We start from the raw sequence: 19588 nt of genomic DNA on the forward strand, positions 1-19588 counted from the left end.
AGGCACTTCCCTTTCAGCCCTTAACGGAGCCTGCAACCAGTCCGGATACAATCCACTTCTGGCAGAAGCAGAAGAAGATGAATACCGGGACCAAGGCAAGAACCGTGATGGTCATAAACAGCGGCCAGTTGGTGGAGAATTGCTGCACGGCGTTGTAGACCTGTAGCACCACAGTCTGGTTTTCCGTGGAGCTCAGGAACACACTCGGCAGGAGGAAGTCATTCCACGTACCCATCACCTGGAATACGACCACCGTGGTCAAAATCGGAGTAATGAGCGGCAGCACAATCCGGTAATAAATACGCCACGGGCCAGCCCCATCGATTTTCGCGGCTTCAAACAACTCCTGCGGCAGCGACTTCATGTATCCGACAATGAGGAAGTAGCAGAACACACTGGAGCCCATGTACAGCACAATCAAGCCGAGTAGTGAATCCACGAGTCCGAAGTCGGATTCCATGCGGTACAGCGGCAGCATGGTTGCCTGCGCAGGAATAGCGAAAGTGACCATCAGCACACCGCCGACGATGGCAGTAAACTTCGATTTTTTATAAATCACACCGAAAGCAGCCATAGAACCGATGAGTACCTGCAGAGCCACGGCAACCACCGTGACAATCAGCGTATTGATGAATGCGCGAACAATCGTGCCGTCCGCAAATGCTTCTTTGTAATTGTCGAATGTCCATCGCGCAGGTAATCCAAGCGGATTCTTAATCATATCGATTGAGGTTTTGAACGAGCTAATCAGCACGTAGTACAACGGCACTGCACAAATCAAGGCCAGCGCCAGAACCACAATGGTACGGATGATTTTCTTAACGAGTTCACGCTGAGACGGTGTCATTGGAACCTCTTTTCCACGGCGTTAGCGATGCCGGTCTGCGCGGCGATGACAATAATGCAGGCGAGAGTGAAAAGCACAGAGAGTGCAGAACCCAAGCCATACTGGCTTTGGCCGATGCCCTTAAGGATGATGGCTTGAGACAAGGTGTTCGTGGAGTATCCAGGACCACCGCCAGTCAAGGTGTATGGCAGATCGTAAATCTTCAGGCCACCGGTCATCAGCAGGAACATGGAGACTACGATGCCGGGAATAAGCTGCGGCAGCGTGATGTGGAAGAACTGCTGACGGCTATTGGCACCATCCACGCGAGCTTGCTCATACAAATCAGCTGGAATGGTTTGTAAATAGGCGAGATACAGTGTGGCATGCCAGCCCACTTGCATCCATACGGCTACGAAAATCACACAGAAGCGGGCCCAATTGTCGTCGGCCAGCCAAGGCACATTGGGGATGCCGAATACGGCAAGCACCTTGTTCATTACGCCAGAGCCGAGCGGGGAGAAAATGTACTGCCAAATCAGACCGATGATGGCCTGCGCGGGAACACCCAGAAAGAAGAACAGGGAGCGGGCGAAACTGCGGCCCCACATAGCTTTGTTCAGTGTTACCGCCAGCGGGATGGCGAAGCATGTGACCAGAAGCGTGGTTGCGAAGGCGTATAGCAGGGTGAATCCAAGAGCGGAGAGCAGCGATGGGTCTTTAAAAATCGCCACATAGTTGCTTACGCCAACAAAGTTGAATGTTGTGGAGTAGCCGTCATAATCGGTGAGTGAATAGAAGAACGACTGCACCAGCGGAATAAGCGTCAGGATGGAGAAAACAATGATGATTGGCAGAAGGAACCACAGCGACGAAAGGTTCTCTGCCCAAAGGGATGATGATGCATGCTTGTGTTTCGTGGTTGCAGAAGCATGCCCTATGGTTGCAGCGGTCATGGGGAATCCTTTGAAAGCGAGTCGAATGAATTGAGAAGGCCGTGCCTATCGCCGAATGGGCGATCGGCACGGCCCCGCGGAGGAGAGAGGAAATACAAGAAGAGAATGAGATCTATGAATAATCAGTGATGTATTACTTCAACGTCGCCCACTTTGCGTCCAGAGCCTCGGCTGCATCCTTGGCGGAAATCTGCCCCTGAACCAGCTTCTGCTGTTGAGCGATGTCTTCGGTGGACATCACAGTCGGGGACTTCGGCCAGTTGACCCAGTAGAACTTGTTCGTCTTGAAGTAGTTGTCGACAACATCCTTCAGGGCGTCCGGAGTCTCAGCAGTGTACTTGCTGGAGAGGGAAAGCGTGCCAGCGGCGGTAGTAAAGGCCTTCAAGCCCTCCTCACTGTTGAGGTAAGCGAGGAATTTCTTAGCGGCTGCCTTCTCCTGATCGGAAGCCTTGGCAGCAATGGCGAAGCCTTGATCAGGGCCACCATTAATCCACTGGCCGTCTTCCTTGCTGTAGGCCGGGAAGGGAGCGACACCAAAATCGATGCCGGACTTCTCAAGATCAGGCAGATCCCACGGACCGGAACGCATCACACCAAGGTTGCCGCTGACGAATTCCTGCTTGACCTGGTCAGCGGAAAGACCAACGGACTTCTGCGGAATCACGCCAGCTTTGGCTGCATCCTCCCACTTTTGGAAGACCGGAGTCCAATCCTTGGCGAACGTGGACTTGCCACTCCAGATATCTTCATCTAGGTCGCCGCTCTTGCCCTGCTCGCCGTAGTAGCTGGCCAGCAGACCGGTGAAGGAACCTGCAATCTGGGTATTGAAATCTTCCAGGAATGCGGTGCTGCCGGAATCGTTGATCTTCTTACCCATTTCGATGAATTCGTCCCACGTCTTCGGGAATTCATCGTATCCAGCCTTCTTCAAAATGTCCTTGTTGTAGAAGAAGGCACCAACCCAAGCGGAAACAGGCATGCCGTAGGTCTTGCCGTCCTGCTGGAACAGAGCGAAGTTGGTGTCATCGATGCCGTCAAGGAAATCCTCACCAGTCAGATCCATCGCGGCACCGGACTTCATGACATCAGTACGATTATCCATCGTCAGATTGAAGATGGTCGGCGGCTTGCCACCGGCAAGGCGGGTCTGCAGTGTGGAGACGTACTGGGCGGGGTCTTGACCATATTGGATATCAAGTTTGATATCCGGATTCTTCTTCTCAAAGCCCTTGACAACATCGCCAATCTGAGAATCCTTGAAGTATGAGTAGAACGTAATCTTGGTTTTGCCGGAACCGCCTGCGGTACCGGAACCACATGCTGCCATCGGTACCACCATAGCTGCAGCAGCCGCCAGCGCCACTGCTGTTTTCAGGGCAACCTTCTTTGTGAAACCCTTCATAACCTTTTCCTTTCAATTGGTTATACGCTTCAACATTGATGCGTATAAATAAAGATATCACTGTATTCCACAGCGGCAAGCTCGGCGTGTTGAAGCGCATAAACTCAAAGAAGCATGCCCATTTTGGTTTAATGGAACCAACAAAAAAGCGACGCCAAAGCGCCGCTTCATATAGGGGAGGAATCAAACCATCATCTACGAACGCACCGTAATTCGCGGGGCGATGAATCGAGAACCGGTTACCACATGACCATTGATTTGATCGAATAGCATAGCCACCGCCTGCCGAGATACCAGCTCAGGCACCGGATCAATGTTATCCACCGGTACGCGCAGCGCATCCTCAAAACCATCCACATATACTGCGACCAAATAGAAATCACTGCCGGGCCGAATACCCAATTCAACGCACAACTCAAGCAACGATTCCAGCGCATGAGGAGTACGCACCGCCACGCCACCGTGGCATTTCGCAATATCAAGCAGCATATCCTTCATCGCCCATATGCCACGCCATCCTCGCTCAGGAGGCGTGAACAGTTCATAATCCACACCCAGAACCTGAGCGACCACACGCGCTTCACTGCCGAACAGTTTCGAGAAGGCGAAGCGATCGGAGCTTCTACCCCAATCACCAATCACCGCAATTTTTCGAGCGCCTTCTTCCACCAGACGATTGACCGCCAGCTGGGCCACGCGCCGATAATCCACATCAATGCACGGCAGCCCATAGGAATTCTCCGTGGTGCCAATCAGTACCACCGGTATCTTCAAATCAGCGATGCCCTCCAGACGGCTGTCATGCCATTCGATATCAAATACGAGCACGCCATCAACCAAGCCCTGACGAGCCATGCGCCGAAGCCCTTCGATGCCCTCATCGGCCGGTACCAGCATCACGCTGGAACCGCGCTTACGCGCCTCTTCCATAATCACCACAAGGAATGGTCGAAGTTCGGCAAGATCGGTGTTCTCGTCCATGCGCACCAGCACGCCGATGACTCCAACCTTGCCACCCGCAAGAGAACGAGCGTTGATGTTGGGCACATAGCCCAATTCATCCATTGCTTTACGCACGCGCTTTTTGGTCGCTTCGGAAATAGGGCGGCTACCGCTCATCACATACGAGACCGTGGCTTGAGAAACCCCTGCCTTCTTGGCACATCTTTCGCGGTAACCATGTTCACCTCATTGTTTGCATGTCGACATGTATTGAACAACTCAATAACCAGTGTATTGAAGCGTATAAACAAATAGCTTGAGCAACACGCTTCGTATTCGAACAACATCAGCGCAGAAAACGTACGGCCGAGCCCCAATCAGCGTTGCCCATTCCCGAAGAAAGCCCATTTCTCATGGAAAAAGGCACACCGATTACTCTCGGTGTGCCTTTTCATGAAACGCAGAATCAGCCGAGCTTGGCGAGCTCTTCGGGGCTGAGCTCGAGCTGATCGGCCTTCAGGGAGTCGAGGATGGTTTCGGGGCGGTGGGCACCTGGAATCACAAACATATGATTGCCCTTGGCGAGCTCCCAAGCCAGCACCACCTGCTGGTAGCTCACACCGTGGGCGGCGGCCACTTCGCGGAACGAATCGAACTTGGACTCGTCATACGGATGGCGGTAGCCACCGAGCGGGCTCCAGCACACGAATGCAAGGCCAAGCTTGGCGCAGTAGTCGAGCGTGTCCTGAGTTTCCAGATGGACCGGGGAATACTGGTTCTGCACGGCCACCAGCTTGTCTCCCAGAATGGAACGGGCAATGTCAATCTGCTCGATGGAGGCATTGGAAACACCGGCCACGCGAGCCACGCCCTCATCCACCAGCTGCTTCAACGCTTCAATGGATTCGTTGTACGGCACTTCCGGATCATGGCGGTGCAGGTACAGCAAATCGATGGTGTCCACGCCGAGCGCCATAGCAGACTGCTTGCCGTATTCAATCAGATGCTCCGGCTTGCCATCACGCGGCCATAGCGGCTCTCCATTCTCACCCCACACGCGGCGCAGACCAATCTTGGTGGCCACAGTGACTTCATTGCGCGGGCCCTTCCACGTAGCCAAAGCCTCACGCACCAGCTTTTCGCCGGTTTGCTCCTCTTGGCCGGGCGTGTAGTAAGCCCAAGCGGTATCAATGTGGCGGCATCCGGCATCCAATGAAGCATGCAGGGTTTCCAAACCGACTTCATGACCACGATTGTTTTCAATAGTCAACGGCATTTCGCCGTGACCGATGGCCGTAGTGGAAAACGGACCAAGATTGCGGAACAGTGCCATAGTGGCTCCTTTGCTATATAGGTGCAATGAAGTGCAAAACACTCTACTGGCCACTATAGGCCTTGAATATGAAACTGCCTTGCCATCCCAATGTCATATTGGGATGGCAAGGCAGTTTCATGCGAGGCAGTGCATCGCTCGTACTAGCGAATCATCGCTACTTACGATGCTTACCTCGGGCCGAGGCCACGGTGACCGCCACGGCAGCGACACTTTCGCGCTTGCGGCGAATGGCAACCACCATCAGTCCGCCACCAAGCAGCATCAGGGCAAGTGCTGCAATGGTTGCCGTGTTGGAGCCGGTGTCAGACAGCGGCGGCGTGTACGTGTTCTCGAATGCCGGAGCCTTGTGGTTAAGGCCGAGCAAACCGGAGGAACACGGGGCCGTTTAACTCAGTTAACAAGCGCCCCCGTTTCCTTTATCGCAGTACGAAATTCCTCCATTATGCGAACAGGTTGGGCGTTGTGATGAACTTGACAAAAATTACGTAGTCAGCTACGACACGCAGGCAAACGCACTGTTTGCATATATTTGAAAACTCACTCATAAGAGTGCATTGAACGCATTAACGGCCGCCGAAGGAACCACCACCGGCTCCACCGCCGCCACCGTCGAAACCACCGCCGGAGAAGCCGCCTGAGCCGGAACCGCTGGCATCCACAGGCGCAGCCGCGTGAATCGTGGAACTGATTTCACTGAAGCCGGAGCTCAACTGCGAACCCAAATCGGTAATGCCGCCATAATTACTGGCAATACCTGAGGCGAAGCCGCTTGAATCAAGCCCGCTTGAAACATTCGAGGCACCAAACAGCGAAATGGAGCGATAATCCCAGTACATCAACGAATCAGAGGCATTGCTGTCCAACCACTCAGGATCTTTGACCTGCGGATAGGCTTTGGCAAGTTCATTCAATGCCTGCCGGGAAATGCCCATTGCGGTGGCATAAATCAGATACTCATCCCAGAGCGCCAAATCGAGTGCGCCTCGATCGGTGAAATCACTGAAATCGGTGAGGTACCGGTAGAAGCCAGCCACTTCTTCGCCATATTTTGCGCCGTTCTTGGTGAACATTTCCTTGGGAGCAATCAGGAAGGCAAAGGAGCCCAGCAGCATGCCGGGTGCACCCATAATCAGTGAAAGCGCAAGATTGCCGAGTCCCATGTAAATAACCGCGGCAGTCACGCCATAAAGTACTGTGCCGAGACCGAAGAAAGCGGTCATACCTCCAATAGGCCGTACAATCCTATGCTTGCCCAATTCCTCATTGCAGGCATCGGTGAAACGTTCCAATGCTTTATAGCCGCCTCGCCACCCTTGGCAGCTCTTCTGCATCTGATTCAAATCAAACGTATCCGCGCCACGATCTTTGCCAACGAACTCCAGAATGCGCAGTAGCGCATGCTCCGGCTTAGTCAACGGTTTTGGTTTCCGTTGACTGCGGCGAACCGGATGCAGCACGATGGTGCTGGTACTGTTCATTTCCTTCTCAGTGACCGAGCGTACGCCGCCGCTACTGCCACCTGTCTCCAATGCCTGCAACGCCACATGCGGGGTGAGCGTCATGGATCCGGGAATACTCGCCTCGTCAGTGCCGTACAATCTGGCCGGGCCGGGATACAGTGCAATAACTCCCTTGGATACCAGCGACAGCATCATGGCGGCAAGCCGGCGATGTTCCACGTTGTCTGATTTCGCAATGCCGAGAATATCAGCGATTTTCGCCACAGTGGCCGGTTTGAGGCTCGGTACCTCACGCCGATAGGCCACACGCTTGCTGTGTAGCGGACCATGCGCACGCCATCTGCCAAATATCGCCGTACCAAGCGATATCGCACATAGCAGCAGTTCCAAGCCGAGCACAATAGCCCAGGTTCGCACAGTTTTGCGCTGCTTGGCTTGAGCTTTGGCCAACTTTTCGGATTCAAGCTTTTTCAGCGATTGCAATCCCGGATAGTCGCGCGTGCGAATCCACTCCCCCGCCGGCTGGTACTTGGCGCCGACCATTCCATTCGATGTATCGTGCACCACTGAGGAGTCAAAGGCCGCCAGCAGGTTCAAATAGCGCCCGGCAGCCACATTGGTTGCTTGGAAATGCAACGTACCATCAGCATCGCGGGAGGTAGAGGACGAGCCGGCATAATGCAGCCATGCCCAAGAATTCTTTGCGGTAATACCTTTCGGGAAATGCACGGTGCCGGTCACACGCCCTATCGGCGTCGTATTGCTTTCGGCAATCGGCTCCCATTGGAACCATGCGATATCCGGGTGAAGGCGAGCGGCACCGACGAGCGTCATTGTCACATCGAATTTCATGCTGCGCGCATGCTTGGTGGCAGGAATATTCCAACCGATTTCCACAGTGCGTTGGCGCTTCAGCGCATTGCCTTGAATGAAATCATCGTATTGCGTTTCATCGGAATAGATGGGCATACCGTTGATGCCAGGCTTGTATTCCTTGGGGTTCGCACCTAGCAGGTCTGATATCTGCGCATACCAGTGGCCGGCATACTTATTGTTCCATTCGGCATCACTCGCCACGTCGCTCGGTAGCACGGTTGTGGTGCGCGTGTAGGTTTCGCCAGTGGTCACGTTTTTGACGGAAATGTCGGTGATATCCGCCAAATCAGACTGGTTCAACGTGTACTGCTGGTACAGCTGCTTCCACGGCTTGCCTTTACTTCGCCTTCCCAGTTTCATATCGATGTGCTGGGTGACGGTGATATCCCCGTTGGTTTGCACAGTTACGTCGTAATCAACGCTGCGATACTGCAAATCCGAACGGCTTCCGGTGAACCAGAAGCCAATGAATATCACGGCAAACACCACAGCGGTGAATATCACCGACGAAATAATGGCGCGTGGAATCCTGCAGTTCATACGCCTTAGCGACCTCCGAAGCTACCACCGCCAGACCCACCGGAGGAGCCGCCGAAACCACCACCGGACGAGAAGCTACCGCTGGAGCTGAAGCCGCTATCGCTTGATGAACTAGGTGCTGCGGCATCGATGGTGGAGGTGATGTCCGCGAATCCAGAGGAGAGCTGCGAGCCAAGATCACTGAAGCTCAAGCTCGGCGTATATGAGGAGCCTCCGAACATCGAGTTAGCGCCGAATTGGCCGGCGAGACCACCGCCGACACTCTGCGTGCTGACCCGTGCGCCATAACCATCGTCATCCCAGCTGTGCGAACGGTAGGACCAGTAGAGTGTGGAGTCGGAAGCGTTGTCGTCGAGCCAACGCGGGTCGGTGACTTGCGGATATGCCTTGGCCAGCTCCGCGGCCACCCGCTCACTGATGCCAAATGCGGCGGCGTATACCATGTACCAATCCCACATGGCAAGGTCGGCGGCACCGCGGTCGGTGAAGTTGGAAAAGTCCTGCATGTAATGCTTCAGCCCCAAGCACTTGCCGGCGATTTCCTGGCCCTGTGCAGTGAGTTCCTTTGCCGCACCGCCAAAAGTACAGAACATGCCGATGAAGAACATCGGCATCCCGATAATGATACCGACTACAGCGTAACCAAGAATCGCATTGGCCATCATGGCAGCGAAACCGATGATTCCAGCGAATATGCCGGCTACAATCGCCTGCCAGCCACGCGAACGCGAAGCATTCAAGCGCGCGTATTCGATATCGCAAGCGCCGGTGAACTTGTCGAGTTCCAGATAACCGTCTTCCCAATCCTTGCAGGCTTGCTTCATCTGGCCGAAGTCGAATACCGGGGAGCCAACGCGCTTGGAAATCACAATCAAGAGATTCAACAGTGCGTTTTCGGATTCGCTTAAGCCCAACTGCTCGGCGTTCGGCACACCATCGATAGCAGCCGGCAAAATCACAATGGTGCTGGTGGTGCGAGCAGCAAAACGTCTTCCGGCATCAGCATCGATCATGTGACTTAAGCTCACTGGTGTGGCCTTGCTCATATCGATGCCGCGATACATGTCAGAGGGACCAGGATAGATGGCGATGGCCTTCTTAACGGAAAGCGAGAGCATTGTTGCCGTGAGCTCACGATTCATTGGCCGCGAACGCTTCGGCGGTTCCACCACTTCGATAAGTCGGGCGGCCGAAGCCGGGCTGATGCCGGGCTGGTCGCGCCAGTACTCAATAGGCCCACGATACTTTGAGTTCCTATTGCTCCTGACCACAACCACAATGCCCCACGCGCAGAAGATGAGGCCGAGCACCGTCGTTGCAATCCAAATACCCAAGCGTACACGAGCCAGCGTGCGCTGACTATCACGCCACTGCTGCTCCTGCTGGTATTCGCTCTGCTTCAGCGCATCCAAATGATCGCCGGATTGATGGCGAGCAATGCCGGTTTCGTTCGGGGTTGCCTTAAATGCGGCAACAACGTCCAGATAGTCGCCGGAATGCACATTGTAGGCCTTGAATTTGAGGCTGCCGTCCTGAGCTCGGCGGGTTTCCGACGTGCGCTCGGTATGCAACCAGCCCCACGAGGTGTCTGAGGTGATGCCGTCCGGGAAGTGCACGGTGCCGCTCACGGTGCCGATGGGTACTGGATTGGACTTGCCGAACGGTTCCCACTGCAGACTTGCAATGTCATCCCACTGGGTGGCCACATCGTGCAGGGTGAAAGAAACATCGAATTTCATCGAATCCGCAGACTCGGTGGCGGGAATATTCCAACCGATCTCCACGGTTTTCTGGGTTGTATCAGCACTTCCGGGCGTGGTAACGGCGAGCGCATCCTCACCGGGAGTGTAGGGGTGGGCGTCGCTTTCGCCGGCAGTCACGTCCGCGATATACCAGTGATCGGCGTAATCGGAATTCCATGCGTCATCGCTTGGCACTTCGTCCGGCAGTTTCAGTTCGGTTTGCTGCTGATACGTGGTGCCGTCGGTGACGTTGCGCACGTAAATGTCGCTGATGTCCGTGAGATTGTCGGAACGCAGCGTGTATTGCTGGTAGAGCTGCTTCCACGGCTTAGTGTCGCCATTATCATCTTTGCGTTTCAGCAGCTTCATGTCAATATGCTGCGTGACTTTGAGGTCACCCTCAGTGGTAAAGGTGGCGTCATAGTCAAGCGTGCGATAACTCAGATCGGCACCGCTTCCAGCGACTGCAGCAGTAAATGCGAACAATATGAACATGCCGCTGACCATCAGCGTGATAATCACGCTGAAGATAGCGGCTCGAATCAATCGCTTCTTCATCAGAACTTCACTTGCGGTGCCTGGCGTGCGGTTTCATCAACCTGGAAGTACTGAGCCTGCTCAAAGTGGAACAGTCCAGCGATGATATTGGTTGGCACCGTCTCAATAGCAGTGTTGAGCTTCAGCACCACATCGTTGTAGAACTGACGGGCGTACGCGATCTTATTCTCCAGGTCCTTAAGCTGGCCCTGCAAATCCATGAAGTTCTGATTGGCTTGCAGTTGCGGGTAAGCCTCCGCAGTCGCCTGCAGATTGACCAGTGCGCGCGACAACTGATTTTCTGCAGCGGTACGTTGCGCTATCGTCGCATTCGGATCATTCGCAGCAGCCACAGCACCAGCGCGAGCCTGAGTCACCTGCGTAAATACTTGGGATTCATGCGAAGCATAACCTTTGACCGTCTCCACCAAATTCGGAATCAAATCAGCGCGCTGTTTCAACTGCACATCAATTTGCGCCCAACCGTTCTTCACACGGTTCTTCAGCGTAACCAATCCGTTGTAGGCGCTAATGCCCCAACCGATCACGCCCACGATAATAACGACAATAACAATGCCGATGATTGCACCAGCGCTCATAACTGCCCCCTTGCTGGCCTTGATAGGCCTTGCCGAGTAGTCTTTCCCCTTCTCGGCTACCGGATAGTACCGGATTACTGTTCACGCCTATTCTTTCACGAGTCGGCATAAAAAGCGAGGAGGCACTGACAATCACTTTGAAATCGTGCAAGTCCAGCAAGCATTCAGGAACGTTTCAGTCAAGTGCAACGTAGTTTGTCTGTTGCGCTCAGCCTTGCATAAGCGCGCAATCATCATGGGCCCCGATAGTTAGGGGCAGAAGTTCCGTGCGAGGCGAGCTGCTTAGCGGGGAACTTGCGAAACAACCATAGTTCTGCGGCGCTGGATTGTTCGGTGCCGCGCTCACCCAAGGACCTGTTATGTTTGTGTTGAACAACGCCTGGAAAACCGTGATACGGAACAAAGGCCGCAATATTTTAATTGTGCTCATCGTGGCGATCATTGCCGCGGCAGCCACCATCGGACTCGCCATTCGCAACGCGGCCAGCACCGCGCGTGAAACCGGATTGGCGAATACTTCCGTAACCGCCACTATCAGTGTGGACCGCAGCAAGCTGATGGAGCAGGCGCGCGAATCGCAGTCCAGCTCATCCTCGGATTCGTCTGATTCCTCTAGTTCCGGGGATTCCACGCCCGATTTTGATTCGATGCGCAGCGCTCTGGAAGGCAGCAGCCTGACTCTGGCTGACTATCAGAAGTATGAGAAGGCCTCCAGCGTTTCGGTGAGTTCATATTATTCCGAAAGCACCGGCGTCTCTGGCACGGATTCGTTCCAGCCAGTGGAGACCAGCACGGCGAATGCGGCGAATTCCAGCTCCTCTGATTCATCTTCCGATTCCTCCAATTCTGGCGATGGTCAGCAGGGACCGGGCGGTGATGGCAAGGGTCAAGGCGGCGGCCCTGGCAACATGATGACCTCCGGCGACTTCACCCTGACCGGCTTCTCCTCGGACACCGCCATCGCCAACGCTTCCAACGGTTCGTTCACCATGTCCAGCGGCGAAGTGTTCGGCTACGACGAATCCGATAACGGCAAAGTCATCATCTCCAAAACTTTGGCCGACTTCAACAATCTCTCCGTGGGCGACACCATCACCGTGACCAACCCGAGCGACACTTCGCTCACGTATACGCTGACCATCTGCGGCATCTACGAGAACTCCACCTCCAGCAACACCAACGCAATGGGTCCGATGGGTGGCACCTCGCAGGACGCGGACAATGCGATCTATACCTCGGTTTCTACGCTGAAGTCGCTTGGGCTTGATTCCGACACCACCGCTAACGACGATAACGACGACACCACCACCCAGCTCAACTACACCTACGTGCTCGCCAATGCGGATGACTACGAAACCTTCGCCGCCGACGTGAAGGCCGCTGGCTTGGACGACACCTACACCGTACAGTCCGCGGATGTGGAACAGTATGAGTCCAGTCTTGTGCCGCTCGATAATCTCGCGAAGTTCGCACTGACCTTGCTGATTGTGGTGCTCGTTGTGGGGGCCGTGGTGCTTGTGGTTTTGAATCTGTTCAATATCCGCGAGCGCAAGTATGAGGTCGGCGTGCTGACCGCCATCGGTGTGAAGAAAGCCAAGGTCGCGGCACAGTTTGTGATTGAGCTGCTGATTGTGACGATGTGCGGCATCGCACTTGGTGTAGCCGGCGGTGCGGTGGCTTCCGTGCCGGTATCAAACCAACTGCTGGCATCGCAGGTGTCTGCACAGGAATCCGAGGCATCCAGCCAACAGCAGCAGTTCGGCCGCGCGGCGGATATGGGCGGTGGACCGGGCGGCGAGCAGCAATCCAGCTCTAGCTCTTCGGATTCGAGCAGCTCGTCTTCTTCCTCTGACTCCAGCTCTGCGAACTCGTCCTCCGACTCCGCAGGCTCTACTAAGAGCAACAACACTCAGCAAGGCGGCCCGGGCGGCATGCGTCAGGCGGTGAATTATGTCAGCGAAATCAACGCCACCGTGAATCTGGCGGTGGTCGGCCAGCTGATTCTCATCGGTCTTGGATTGACGCTTATCTCCGCACTGGTCGGCATCGTGTTCGTCATGCGCTACGAACCGCTACAGATTCTCGCCGATCGCTCGTAAATCCGAAGGGAAAAATCATGGATATTGCAACTGCAACCACCGCCGAACCGGCAGTCACCGCCAACACTGACACCCCAGCCTTGGAGCTGGAGCACGTCTCTTACTCGTATTCCAAGGGCGGCAAGCGCGTGCTCATCGACAAGAACTACGTATTCCGCACCGGTCGAGTCATTTCGATTACCGGTCCTTCCGGCGCAGGCAAGACCACACTGCTCTCGCTGCTGTCCGGTCTGACCACACCCACCAAGGGTCGTGTGCTGCATAACGGCGAGGATTTGGCGAAAGCCGACCGCTACCGCTTCCGCAGTCACGATATCGGCGTGATCTTCCAGAGCTTCAATCTTTTGCCGGCGCTAACCGTGGCGGAGAACATCATTCTCTCGATGGACGCTTCCGGCAAGACCTTCGATAAGCCCAAGAAAGAGATTGCGGCCGAGCTCATTGAAAAAGTGCGACTGCAGCCGGAGTATCTGAACGAGCGTATTCTGCATCTTTCCGGTGGCGAGCAGCAGCGCGTGGCCATTGCTCGCGCATTGAGCTACGATCCGCAAATCATTCTGGCTGATGAACCTACCGGCAATCTCGACCTTGCCACTCAGGATGACATTATGACGATTTTCAAGGATCTGGCGCACAACGAGGGCAAATGCGTGATTATTGTGACGCATAGCCCCGAAGTCGCCGCCCAATCCGACGAGGTCTTCCAGCTCGCCCCACTCCGCGAGCGGTGAGGACGTACCCCGCGTGCCACGCCAGCGCAATATCACATCTTTTGTGCTGGCGTGGCGTTGGTTTCAGCCACACAACTGTAATAAGGGCCCAATCCGCACTCGTGTGGCACGATTCATGGGGTAAATCGTGTGATTTCTCTATGAGGCTCCGCCCCACTAGCACAATACTGCTCAATTCGCGCTAGCGTGGCACAGACATATCCGCAGCACATTCATGCAGCAATGTACTTCTACCCTACTTTCGACTCTAATGCAGTCCAATCGACTTTCCTCGGCAACGGAGCCATCAATTCAAGTGGCAATGCTTTGAGACGAAATACAAAATCAGCACCTCGCAGCGTCAACGCACGACCGACATGGAATGCGAACTCCGCTCGCGCATCGTCATCCGCAAGACTTGCCGCTGTCGCAGTAAAAATCAGCCATCCACGCCCCACCAGTTTTCCCCTCTTCTCTCGGTCGCGGCGCCATTGCATTTTGTCGGTGCGATGCTGATCTCCGTCATACTCCACCGCGACTTTATATTCCGGCCATGCAAGATCGAGTGTCATCACTACGCCAGAGTCAAACATTATGTTCGGCACAACGTAATTCAATTTCGGTTGAGGAATACCGTGAGCACACAGTGAAATTCTTTTCTCGGATTCCTTCGGCGATGAAGCCCCCGGCATGATAAGCGATAATGCCCGAATGCAGGAAGGACGGCCAGCAAATCCTGTCACTGATTGCGTAAATCGCACCAATTCACAATAAATCTGCTTCATATCACATTGTCTACGGCGACTCATAACGCTGATAATGGAATCACCAAGCACAATCAATGATTGCAACGAAACATGACTTGCCATCTGCGCCCACACATGAAATATATCAAGCGCATACACTCGAGTATTGATTTTCACTGCATGCGATTGCGGTAAGAACTTCCATACATGCGGACACAACGTCGTGCTATTTGTGCGCAGTCGCTTCTCCTTTGTTTCAAATACCGTGTGCAACTGCGAAGTATCCAAATCACAATCTGCGGGAAGCGGCACACCGTACAATATCAACGCAGTGGTCATACCGAACAGTAGATTACGACCAATTCGGTTAGCTTCCTCAATGCATCGATTGAGCGTCTCCCGCCGGCGGTTATCGAGACTATCTCGCATTGAAGATTCATTGACATAGGTACTCATTCTTTCACCGTAGCTACTGGAAATCTACGGGAAAAGCTGAAATGGGGTATGTGGCACTAGCTCCAGTTATCCACACCACATGCAAAAGAACGGTGGATAACTTGCGATAGAGATAAACGCATAAAACAAAAAGTGCCTTTGTACTGCGAAAATTCAACGCAATACAAAGGCACTTGGCTAGTCAGCGGATCATCTCAGTGAGGGAATCCGCGAGAGGACGTCAGTCTTCGAACGGATCAAAGTCACGACGGACGCGGCGGCGCGGACGCTCGGAACGCTCTTCGCGATCGGCGCGGTAGTCATCGTAGTTGTCGTCGGTGGCGTAACGCGGGTTACGGTCAGAGCCACGGCCGCGGCCACGGCCAGAGGAACGACGGTCATCACGATCAAAATCGCGGTCGGAACGACGGCGACGCGGACGATCATCATCGCGATCATCACGATCAAAATCGCGGTCATCGCGGTCAGAACGGCGGCCACGGGAACCACGACGATCGTCATCGCGATCATCGAAGTCGCGGTCATCGGAACGACGGCGACGCGGACGATCATCGTAATCATCCTCAAAGTCATCGGAACGGCGGCGACGCGGACGATCATCATCGCGATCATCACGATCGAAATCGCGGTCATCGCGATCGGCGGAACGACGGCGACGCGGACGATCATCACGATCGCCACGGGAGCCACGGCCACCACGACGATCATCGCGATCGGAACGCTCGGAGCGAGAACCACCGCGGGAACCGGCATTGTTTTCCTGATCCTCAAAGCCCGGAATAGCCAGGGAAATCTTGCCGCGATCGTCAACGCCCTGCACAACGACCTCAACGTTGTCGCCTTCCTTGAGCACGTCTTCCACAGAGTCGATGCGCTCACCGTTGGCGAGGTTACGAATCTGAGAGATGTGCAGCAGGCCATCAGTGCCCGGGGTGAGGTTCACGAAAGCACCGAAGGAGGTGGTCTTCACAACCTTGCCGTTGTAGGTTTCGCCGGCCTGAGGCACATGCGGATTGGCGATGGAGTCGATAATGGCCTTGGCCTTCTCAGCAGCCTCGCCACCCTCGGAGGAGATGAAGACAGTACCGTCATCCTCGATGGCAATCTCAGCACCAGTGTCTTCCTGAATCTGGTTGATCATCTTGCCCTTCGGGCCGATGACTTCGCCAATCTTCTCAACCGGAACGGTGGTGGTGATGATGCGCGGAGCGAACTCGCTCATCTCAGCCGGGCCATCGATGCACTCGTTGATAACCTCGAGGATGGTGGTGCGGGCTTCGTGAGCCTGCTGCAGAGCAGCGGCCAGAATATCAGCCGGAATACCATCGAGCTTGGTATCAAGCTGCAGAGCGGTGATGAACTCAGAGGTGCCAGCCACCTTGAAGTCCATATCGCCGAAAGCATCCTCCGCACCCAGAATATCGGTCAGGGTCTTGTAGATGTGCTTGCCATCAACGTCGCCGGAGACCAGACCCATAGCGATGCCAGCAACCGGAGCCTTCAGCGGCACGCCAGCAGCAAGCAGGGACAGGGTGGAGGCGCACACGGAGCCCATAGAGGTGGAACCGTTGGAGCCAATGGCCTCGGAGACCTGGCGAATGGCATACGGGAACTCTTCGCGGCTCGGCAGCACCGGCACGAGAGCCTTCTCAGCCAGAGCGCCGTGGCCGATTTCGCGGCGCTTCGGGGAACCAACGCGGCCAGTCTCACCGGTGGAATACGGCGGCATCTCATAGTTGTGCATGTAGCGCTTGGACTGCGGACCGGACAGAGCGTCGATCTGCTGCTCCATCTTGAGCATGTTCAGGGTGGTGACACCCAGAATCTGGGTTTCGCCGCGCTGGAACAGTGCGGAGCCGTGCACGCGAGGCACAATGTCCACTTCGGCGGACAGGGTGCGGATGTCGCGCAGGCCACGACCGTCGATGCGGTAGTCCTCGGTCAGGATACGGCGACGCACGATCTGGCGCTGCAGTTCCTTGAAGGCGTTGCCGAGTTCCTTGTCCTTCTCGGCATCGTCCATGTCTTCGAACTCGTTGGCGAGCACTTCGCGAACGTGTTCCTTGATCTCATGAATGCGATCCTGGCGCGGCAGCTTCTCGGCAATGGAGAGAGCCTCGTCCAGATCCTTGTGAGCGATCTCGTCGATGCGAGCGTACAGTTCGTCGGTGTACTCCGGGAAGAGCTGGAATTCCTTGGTTTCCTTGGCAGCCTTCTCCTTGAGCTCGTTCTGAGCCTCGCAAATCACCTTGATGAACGGCTTGGCAGCCTCAAGGCCCTGAGCCACAACGGTCTCATCCGGCTTGGTCTGGCCCTCGTCGTAAATCAAGTGCCAAGCGTTCTTGCCGGCGCCGGCCTCAATCATAGCGATAGCAACATCGCCGTTCTCGATCACGCGGCCAGCGACCACGATCTCGAACACAGCGCGTTCACGCTCGCTCCAACGCGGGAAAGCAACCCACTGGCCATCAATCAGGGCCAGACGCACACCGGAAACCGGGCCGGAGAACGGCAGACCGGAAATCATGGTGGAAGCGGAAGCAGCGTTCAGCGCGATGACGTCGTAAGCATCATCCGGGTTTACTGCGAGCACAGTCTCGACAACCTGCACTTCGTTGCGCAGAGTGTGCGGGAACAGCGGGCGCAGCGGGCGGTCGATGATACGGCAAGCGAGAATAGCCTCAGAGCTCGGGCGGCCTTCACGGCGGAAGAAAGAGCCCGGAATCTTACCGGCTGCATACATCTTCTCTTCCACGTCCACGGTCAGCGGGAAGAAGTCGTAATTCTCCTTCGGGCTGGAGCCAGCGGTGGTGGTGGACAGAATCATCGAATCGTCGTCAAGGTAGGCGGCCACAGCACCATCAGCCTGCTGTGCAAGGCGGCCAGTCTCGAAGCGCAGCGTGCGCTTACCGAACGATCCATTATCAATTACGGCCTCAACGGCCTTGATTTCGGGACCCTCCATAGGGTTCCTCCTTTTTACTTATCTATTTATTCCTACATGCAAATGCGGTTTCATACCGCATGTCCTCTTCAGCGGACGTCACATACCGTGTTTCGGCTGGCCCCTTGGCCGCCGTTTCCTCGTGTCAACCCATTCATTCAGGTTCTCTTGTCGGCCTTACCTACTTGAACTTCCGCGCCCGTTTCAATGCCACATGGCGCTTGTTGTGCGGCCTATCCTCTAACCCTCTTGTTGTTGTTGCCGTTGGCTGGCATATGTAAAACGCCCGAGCACCATCTTAGGCACTCGGGCGGAAGTCTGTAATTATCGACGCAGACCCAGACGCTCGATGAGGGAGCGGTAACGGTTGATGTCGACGCGCTTGAGGTAATCAAGCAGACGACGACGATCACCAATCATGAGCTGCATACCACGACGGGAGTGGTGGTCGTGCTTGTGCTGCTTCAGGTGCTCGGTCAGGTCGGAGATGCGCTTGGACAGAAGAGCAACCTGAACCTCGGGGGAACCGGTGTCACCTTCGTGCGTTGCGTACTCGTTGATAATCTGGGTCTTCTCTTCAGCCGTCAGTGCCACGGCATCCTCCTTAATTGTGTCGTTGCGCGGTGTTCCGTGCGGGCTCGCTCGGAACGCTCTCTATCCGCGGGCGAAATCACGCCAAATGGATACTGTACGGCAAGGTGCGGACCGCAGCACCGTCGCACCTCACACCGCAGTCAGCAATCCGCCGAACAGAATCACAAACAATGCCAACGCTTCAATCGCAAAGTACAGAATAAAACTGGCCCAGCTTTTAGTCAGCACATTAAGCGGCGAAGTTTTCTTAATAATGACAAGCAACCCTACGAACACTACGGCATACACGGCAATGCCAATCGCCGCTGCCAAAATACCTAAGTTCGCAGCATTAAAAACATTCGCCTGATCGCCGTACACCACATATGTGGAATACCAGAAGTTCAGGTTGAGCATGCTCAGGCCCGCAATGAACTGCTCTGCGGCAAGCCCTATGACGAACACGATGAGCCACGGCCAGGAGGGCGATACGACCACGGCCATTGCAAGGCCAACGTAGGCGATCACCACTACTGCCCAGCCCACCAAGGCGATGCCGCGAGGTTCGATACCGCCCAAAGCTGCGACTACAGCATCCGTATTGTTAACCGCAAGCGTACGACCGAACCAATAAGGAGCGATGATAGCCACCAGAGCTGCAACAATAACGGCAATCCAGCGCGCAGGATGCGAACGCCGGCGTTCAATGTCCGCCAGCGATAATTCGGTGACGGGAATCGAAGCTTCGGGGTGCTTGGACACCTCAACCATTTCGACCTTACCGCCCACGATTTCCGTAGCTTCGTTCGGTTCCTTCTGCATGCACCGCCTCGCCCATTATTCG

General features: G+C 55.2%; 15 protein-coding genes. 2 read left to right on the forward strand and 13 right to left on the reverse strand.

Translation table 11 applies throughout. The features are described 5' to 3' along the window. Positions 1-13: 13 nt before the first annotated feature. The 9 genes from BISA_RS09295 to BISA_RS09335 all read right to left on the reverse strand — a co-directional run bounded on the left by BISA_RS09295 (position 14) and on the right by BISA_RS09335 (position 11216). A complete protein-coding gene (locus BISA_RS09295) occupies positions 14-847 on the reverse strand; it encodes a carbohydrate ABC transporter permease (RefSeq protein WP_033891573.1) in 834 nt (277 codons plus the stop codon). Continuing rightward, positions 844-1782 carry a carbohydrate ABC transporter permease gene (locus tag BISA_RS09300; RefSeq protein ID WP_033891574.1) on the reverse strand — a complete coding sequence of 313 codons (939 nt, stop codon included), beginning with the start codon at positions 1780-1782 and terminating at the stop codon, positions 844-846. Before BISA_RS09300 ends, BISA_RS09295 begins: the two co-directional genes overlap by 4 nt. A 133-nt stretch (positions 1783-1915) precedes the next feature. After that, the gene (locus BISA_RS09305; RefSeq protein WP_033891576.1) at positions 1916-3184 is read right to left on the reverse strand and encodes an ABC transporter substrate-binding protein; all 1269 of its coding nucleotides are present in this window, start codon (positions 3182-3184) and stop codon (positions 1916-1918) included. A gap of 195 nt (positions 3185-3379) precedes the next feature. Next, positions 3380-4303 carry a LacI family DNA-binding transcriptional regulator gene (locus tag BISA_RS12045; protein WP_237746132.1) on the reverse strand — a complete coding sequence of 308 codons (924 nt, stop codon included), beginning with the start codon at positions 4301-4303 and terminating at the stop codon, positions 3380-3382. Positions 4304-4592: 289 nt separating this feature from the next. Further along, complete coding sequence (locus BISA_RS09315; protein ID WP_033891577.1) at positions 4593-5459, reverse strand: aldo/keto reductase; 867 nt, start codon at positions 5457-5459, stop codon at positions 4593-4595. 157 nt (positions 5460-5616) lie between these two features. Beyond that, complete coding sequence (locus BISA_RS09320; RefSeq protein ID WP_033891578.1) at positions 5617-5826, reverse strand: LPXTG cell wall anchor domain-containing protein; 210 nt, start codon at positions 5824-5826, stop codon at positions 5617-5619. Positions 5827-6025: 199 nt separating this feature from the next. Next, a complete protein-coding gene (locus BISA_RS09325) occupies positions 6026-8338 on the reverse strand; it encodes a DUF2207 domain-containing protein (protein ID WP_033891580.1) in 2313 nt (770 codons plus the stop codon). A 5-nt stretch (positions 8339-8343) separates the two neighbouring features. Beyond that, a complete protein-coding gene (locus tag BISA_RS09330) occupies positions 8344-10638 on the reverse strand; it encodes a DUF2207 domain-containing protein (RefSeq protein WP_033891581.1) in 2295 nt (764 codons plus the stop codon). Beyond that, positions 10638-11216 carry a LemA family protein gene (locus BISA_RS09335; protein ID WP_033891582.1) on the reverse strand — a complete coding sequence of 193 codons (579 nt, stop codon included), beginning with the start codon at positions 11214-11216 and terminating at the stop codon, positions 10638-10640. The genes BISA_RS09330 and BISA_RS09335 overlap by 1 nt, the downstream gene beginning before the upstream one ends. 359 nt (positions 11217-11575) lie before the next feature. Here BISA_RS09335 and BISA_RS09340 point away from each other — a divergent pair, with 359 nt between their 5' ends. Next, positions 11576-13315, forward strand: coding sequence for an ABC transporter permease (locus BISA_RS09340; protein ID WP_033891583.1), 1740 nt, complete (start codon positions 11576-11578; stop codon positions 13313-13315). Positions 13316-13332: 17 nt separating this feature from the next. Further along, a complete protein-coding gene (locus BISA_RS09345; RefSeq protein ID WP_051917463.1) occupies positions 13333-14046 on the forward strand; it encodes an ABC transporter ATP-binding protein in 714 nt (237 codons plus the stop codon). 230 nt (positions 14047-14276) lie between these two features. Here the strand turns inward: BISA_RS09345 and BISA_RS09350 are convergent, their stop codons facing one another. The 4 genes from BISA_RS09350 to BISA_RS09365 form a co-directional block, all read right to left on the reverse strand. Then, complete coding sequence (locus tag BISA_RS09350; protein ID WP_237746133.1) at positions 14277-15110, reverse strand: hypothetical protein; 834 nt, start codon at positions 15108-15110, stop codon at positions 14277-14279. 337 nt (positions 15111-15447) lie between these two features. Then, entirely contained in the window at positions 15448-18192 is a 2745-nt protein-coding gene (locus BISA_RS09355) for a polyribonucleotide nucleotidyltransferase (protein ID WP_033891584.1), read from the reverse strand. A gap of 303 nt (positions 18193-18495) precedes the next feature. After that, entirely contained in the window at positions 18496-18765 is a 270-nt protein-coding gene (gene rpsO, locus BISA_RS09360) for a 30S ribosomal protein S15 (protein WP_033891585.1), read from the reverse strand. 129 nt (positions 18766-18894) lie between these two features. Next, positions 18895-19566, reverse strand: coding sequence for a membrane protein (locus BISA_RS09365; RefSeq protein ID WP_033891587.1), 672 nt, complete (start codon positions 19564-19566; stop codon positions 18895-18897). Between the last annotated feature and the right edge of the window lie 22 nt (positions 19567-19588).

The organism is Bifidobacterium saguini DSM 23967 (genome assembly GCF_000741715.1).
GTDB classification, from domain to species: Bacteria; Actinomycetota; Actinomycetes; order Actinomycetales; family Bifidobacteriaceae; genus Bifidobacterium; species Bifidobacterium saguini.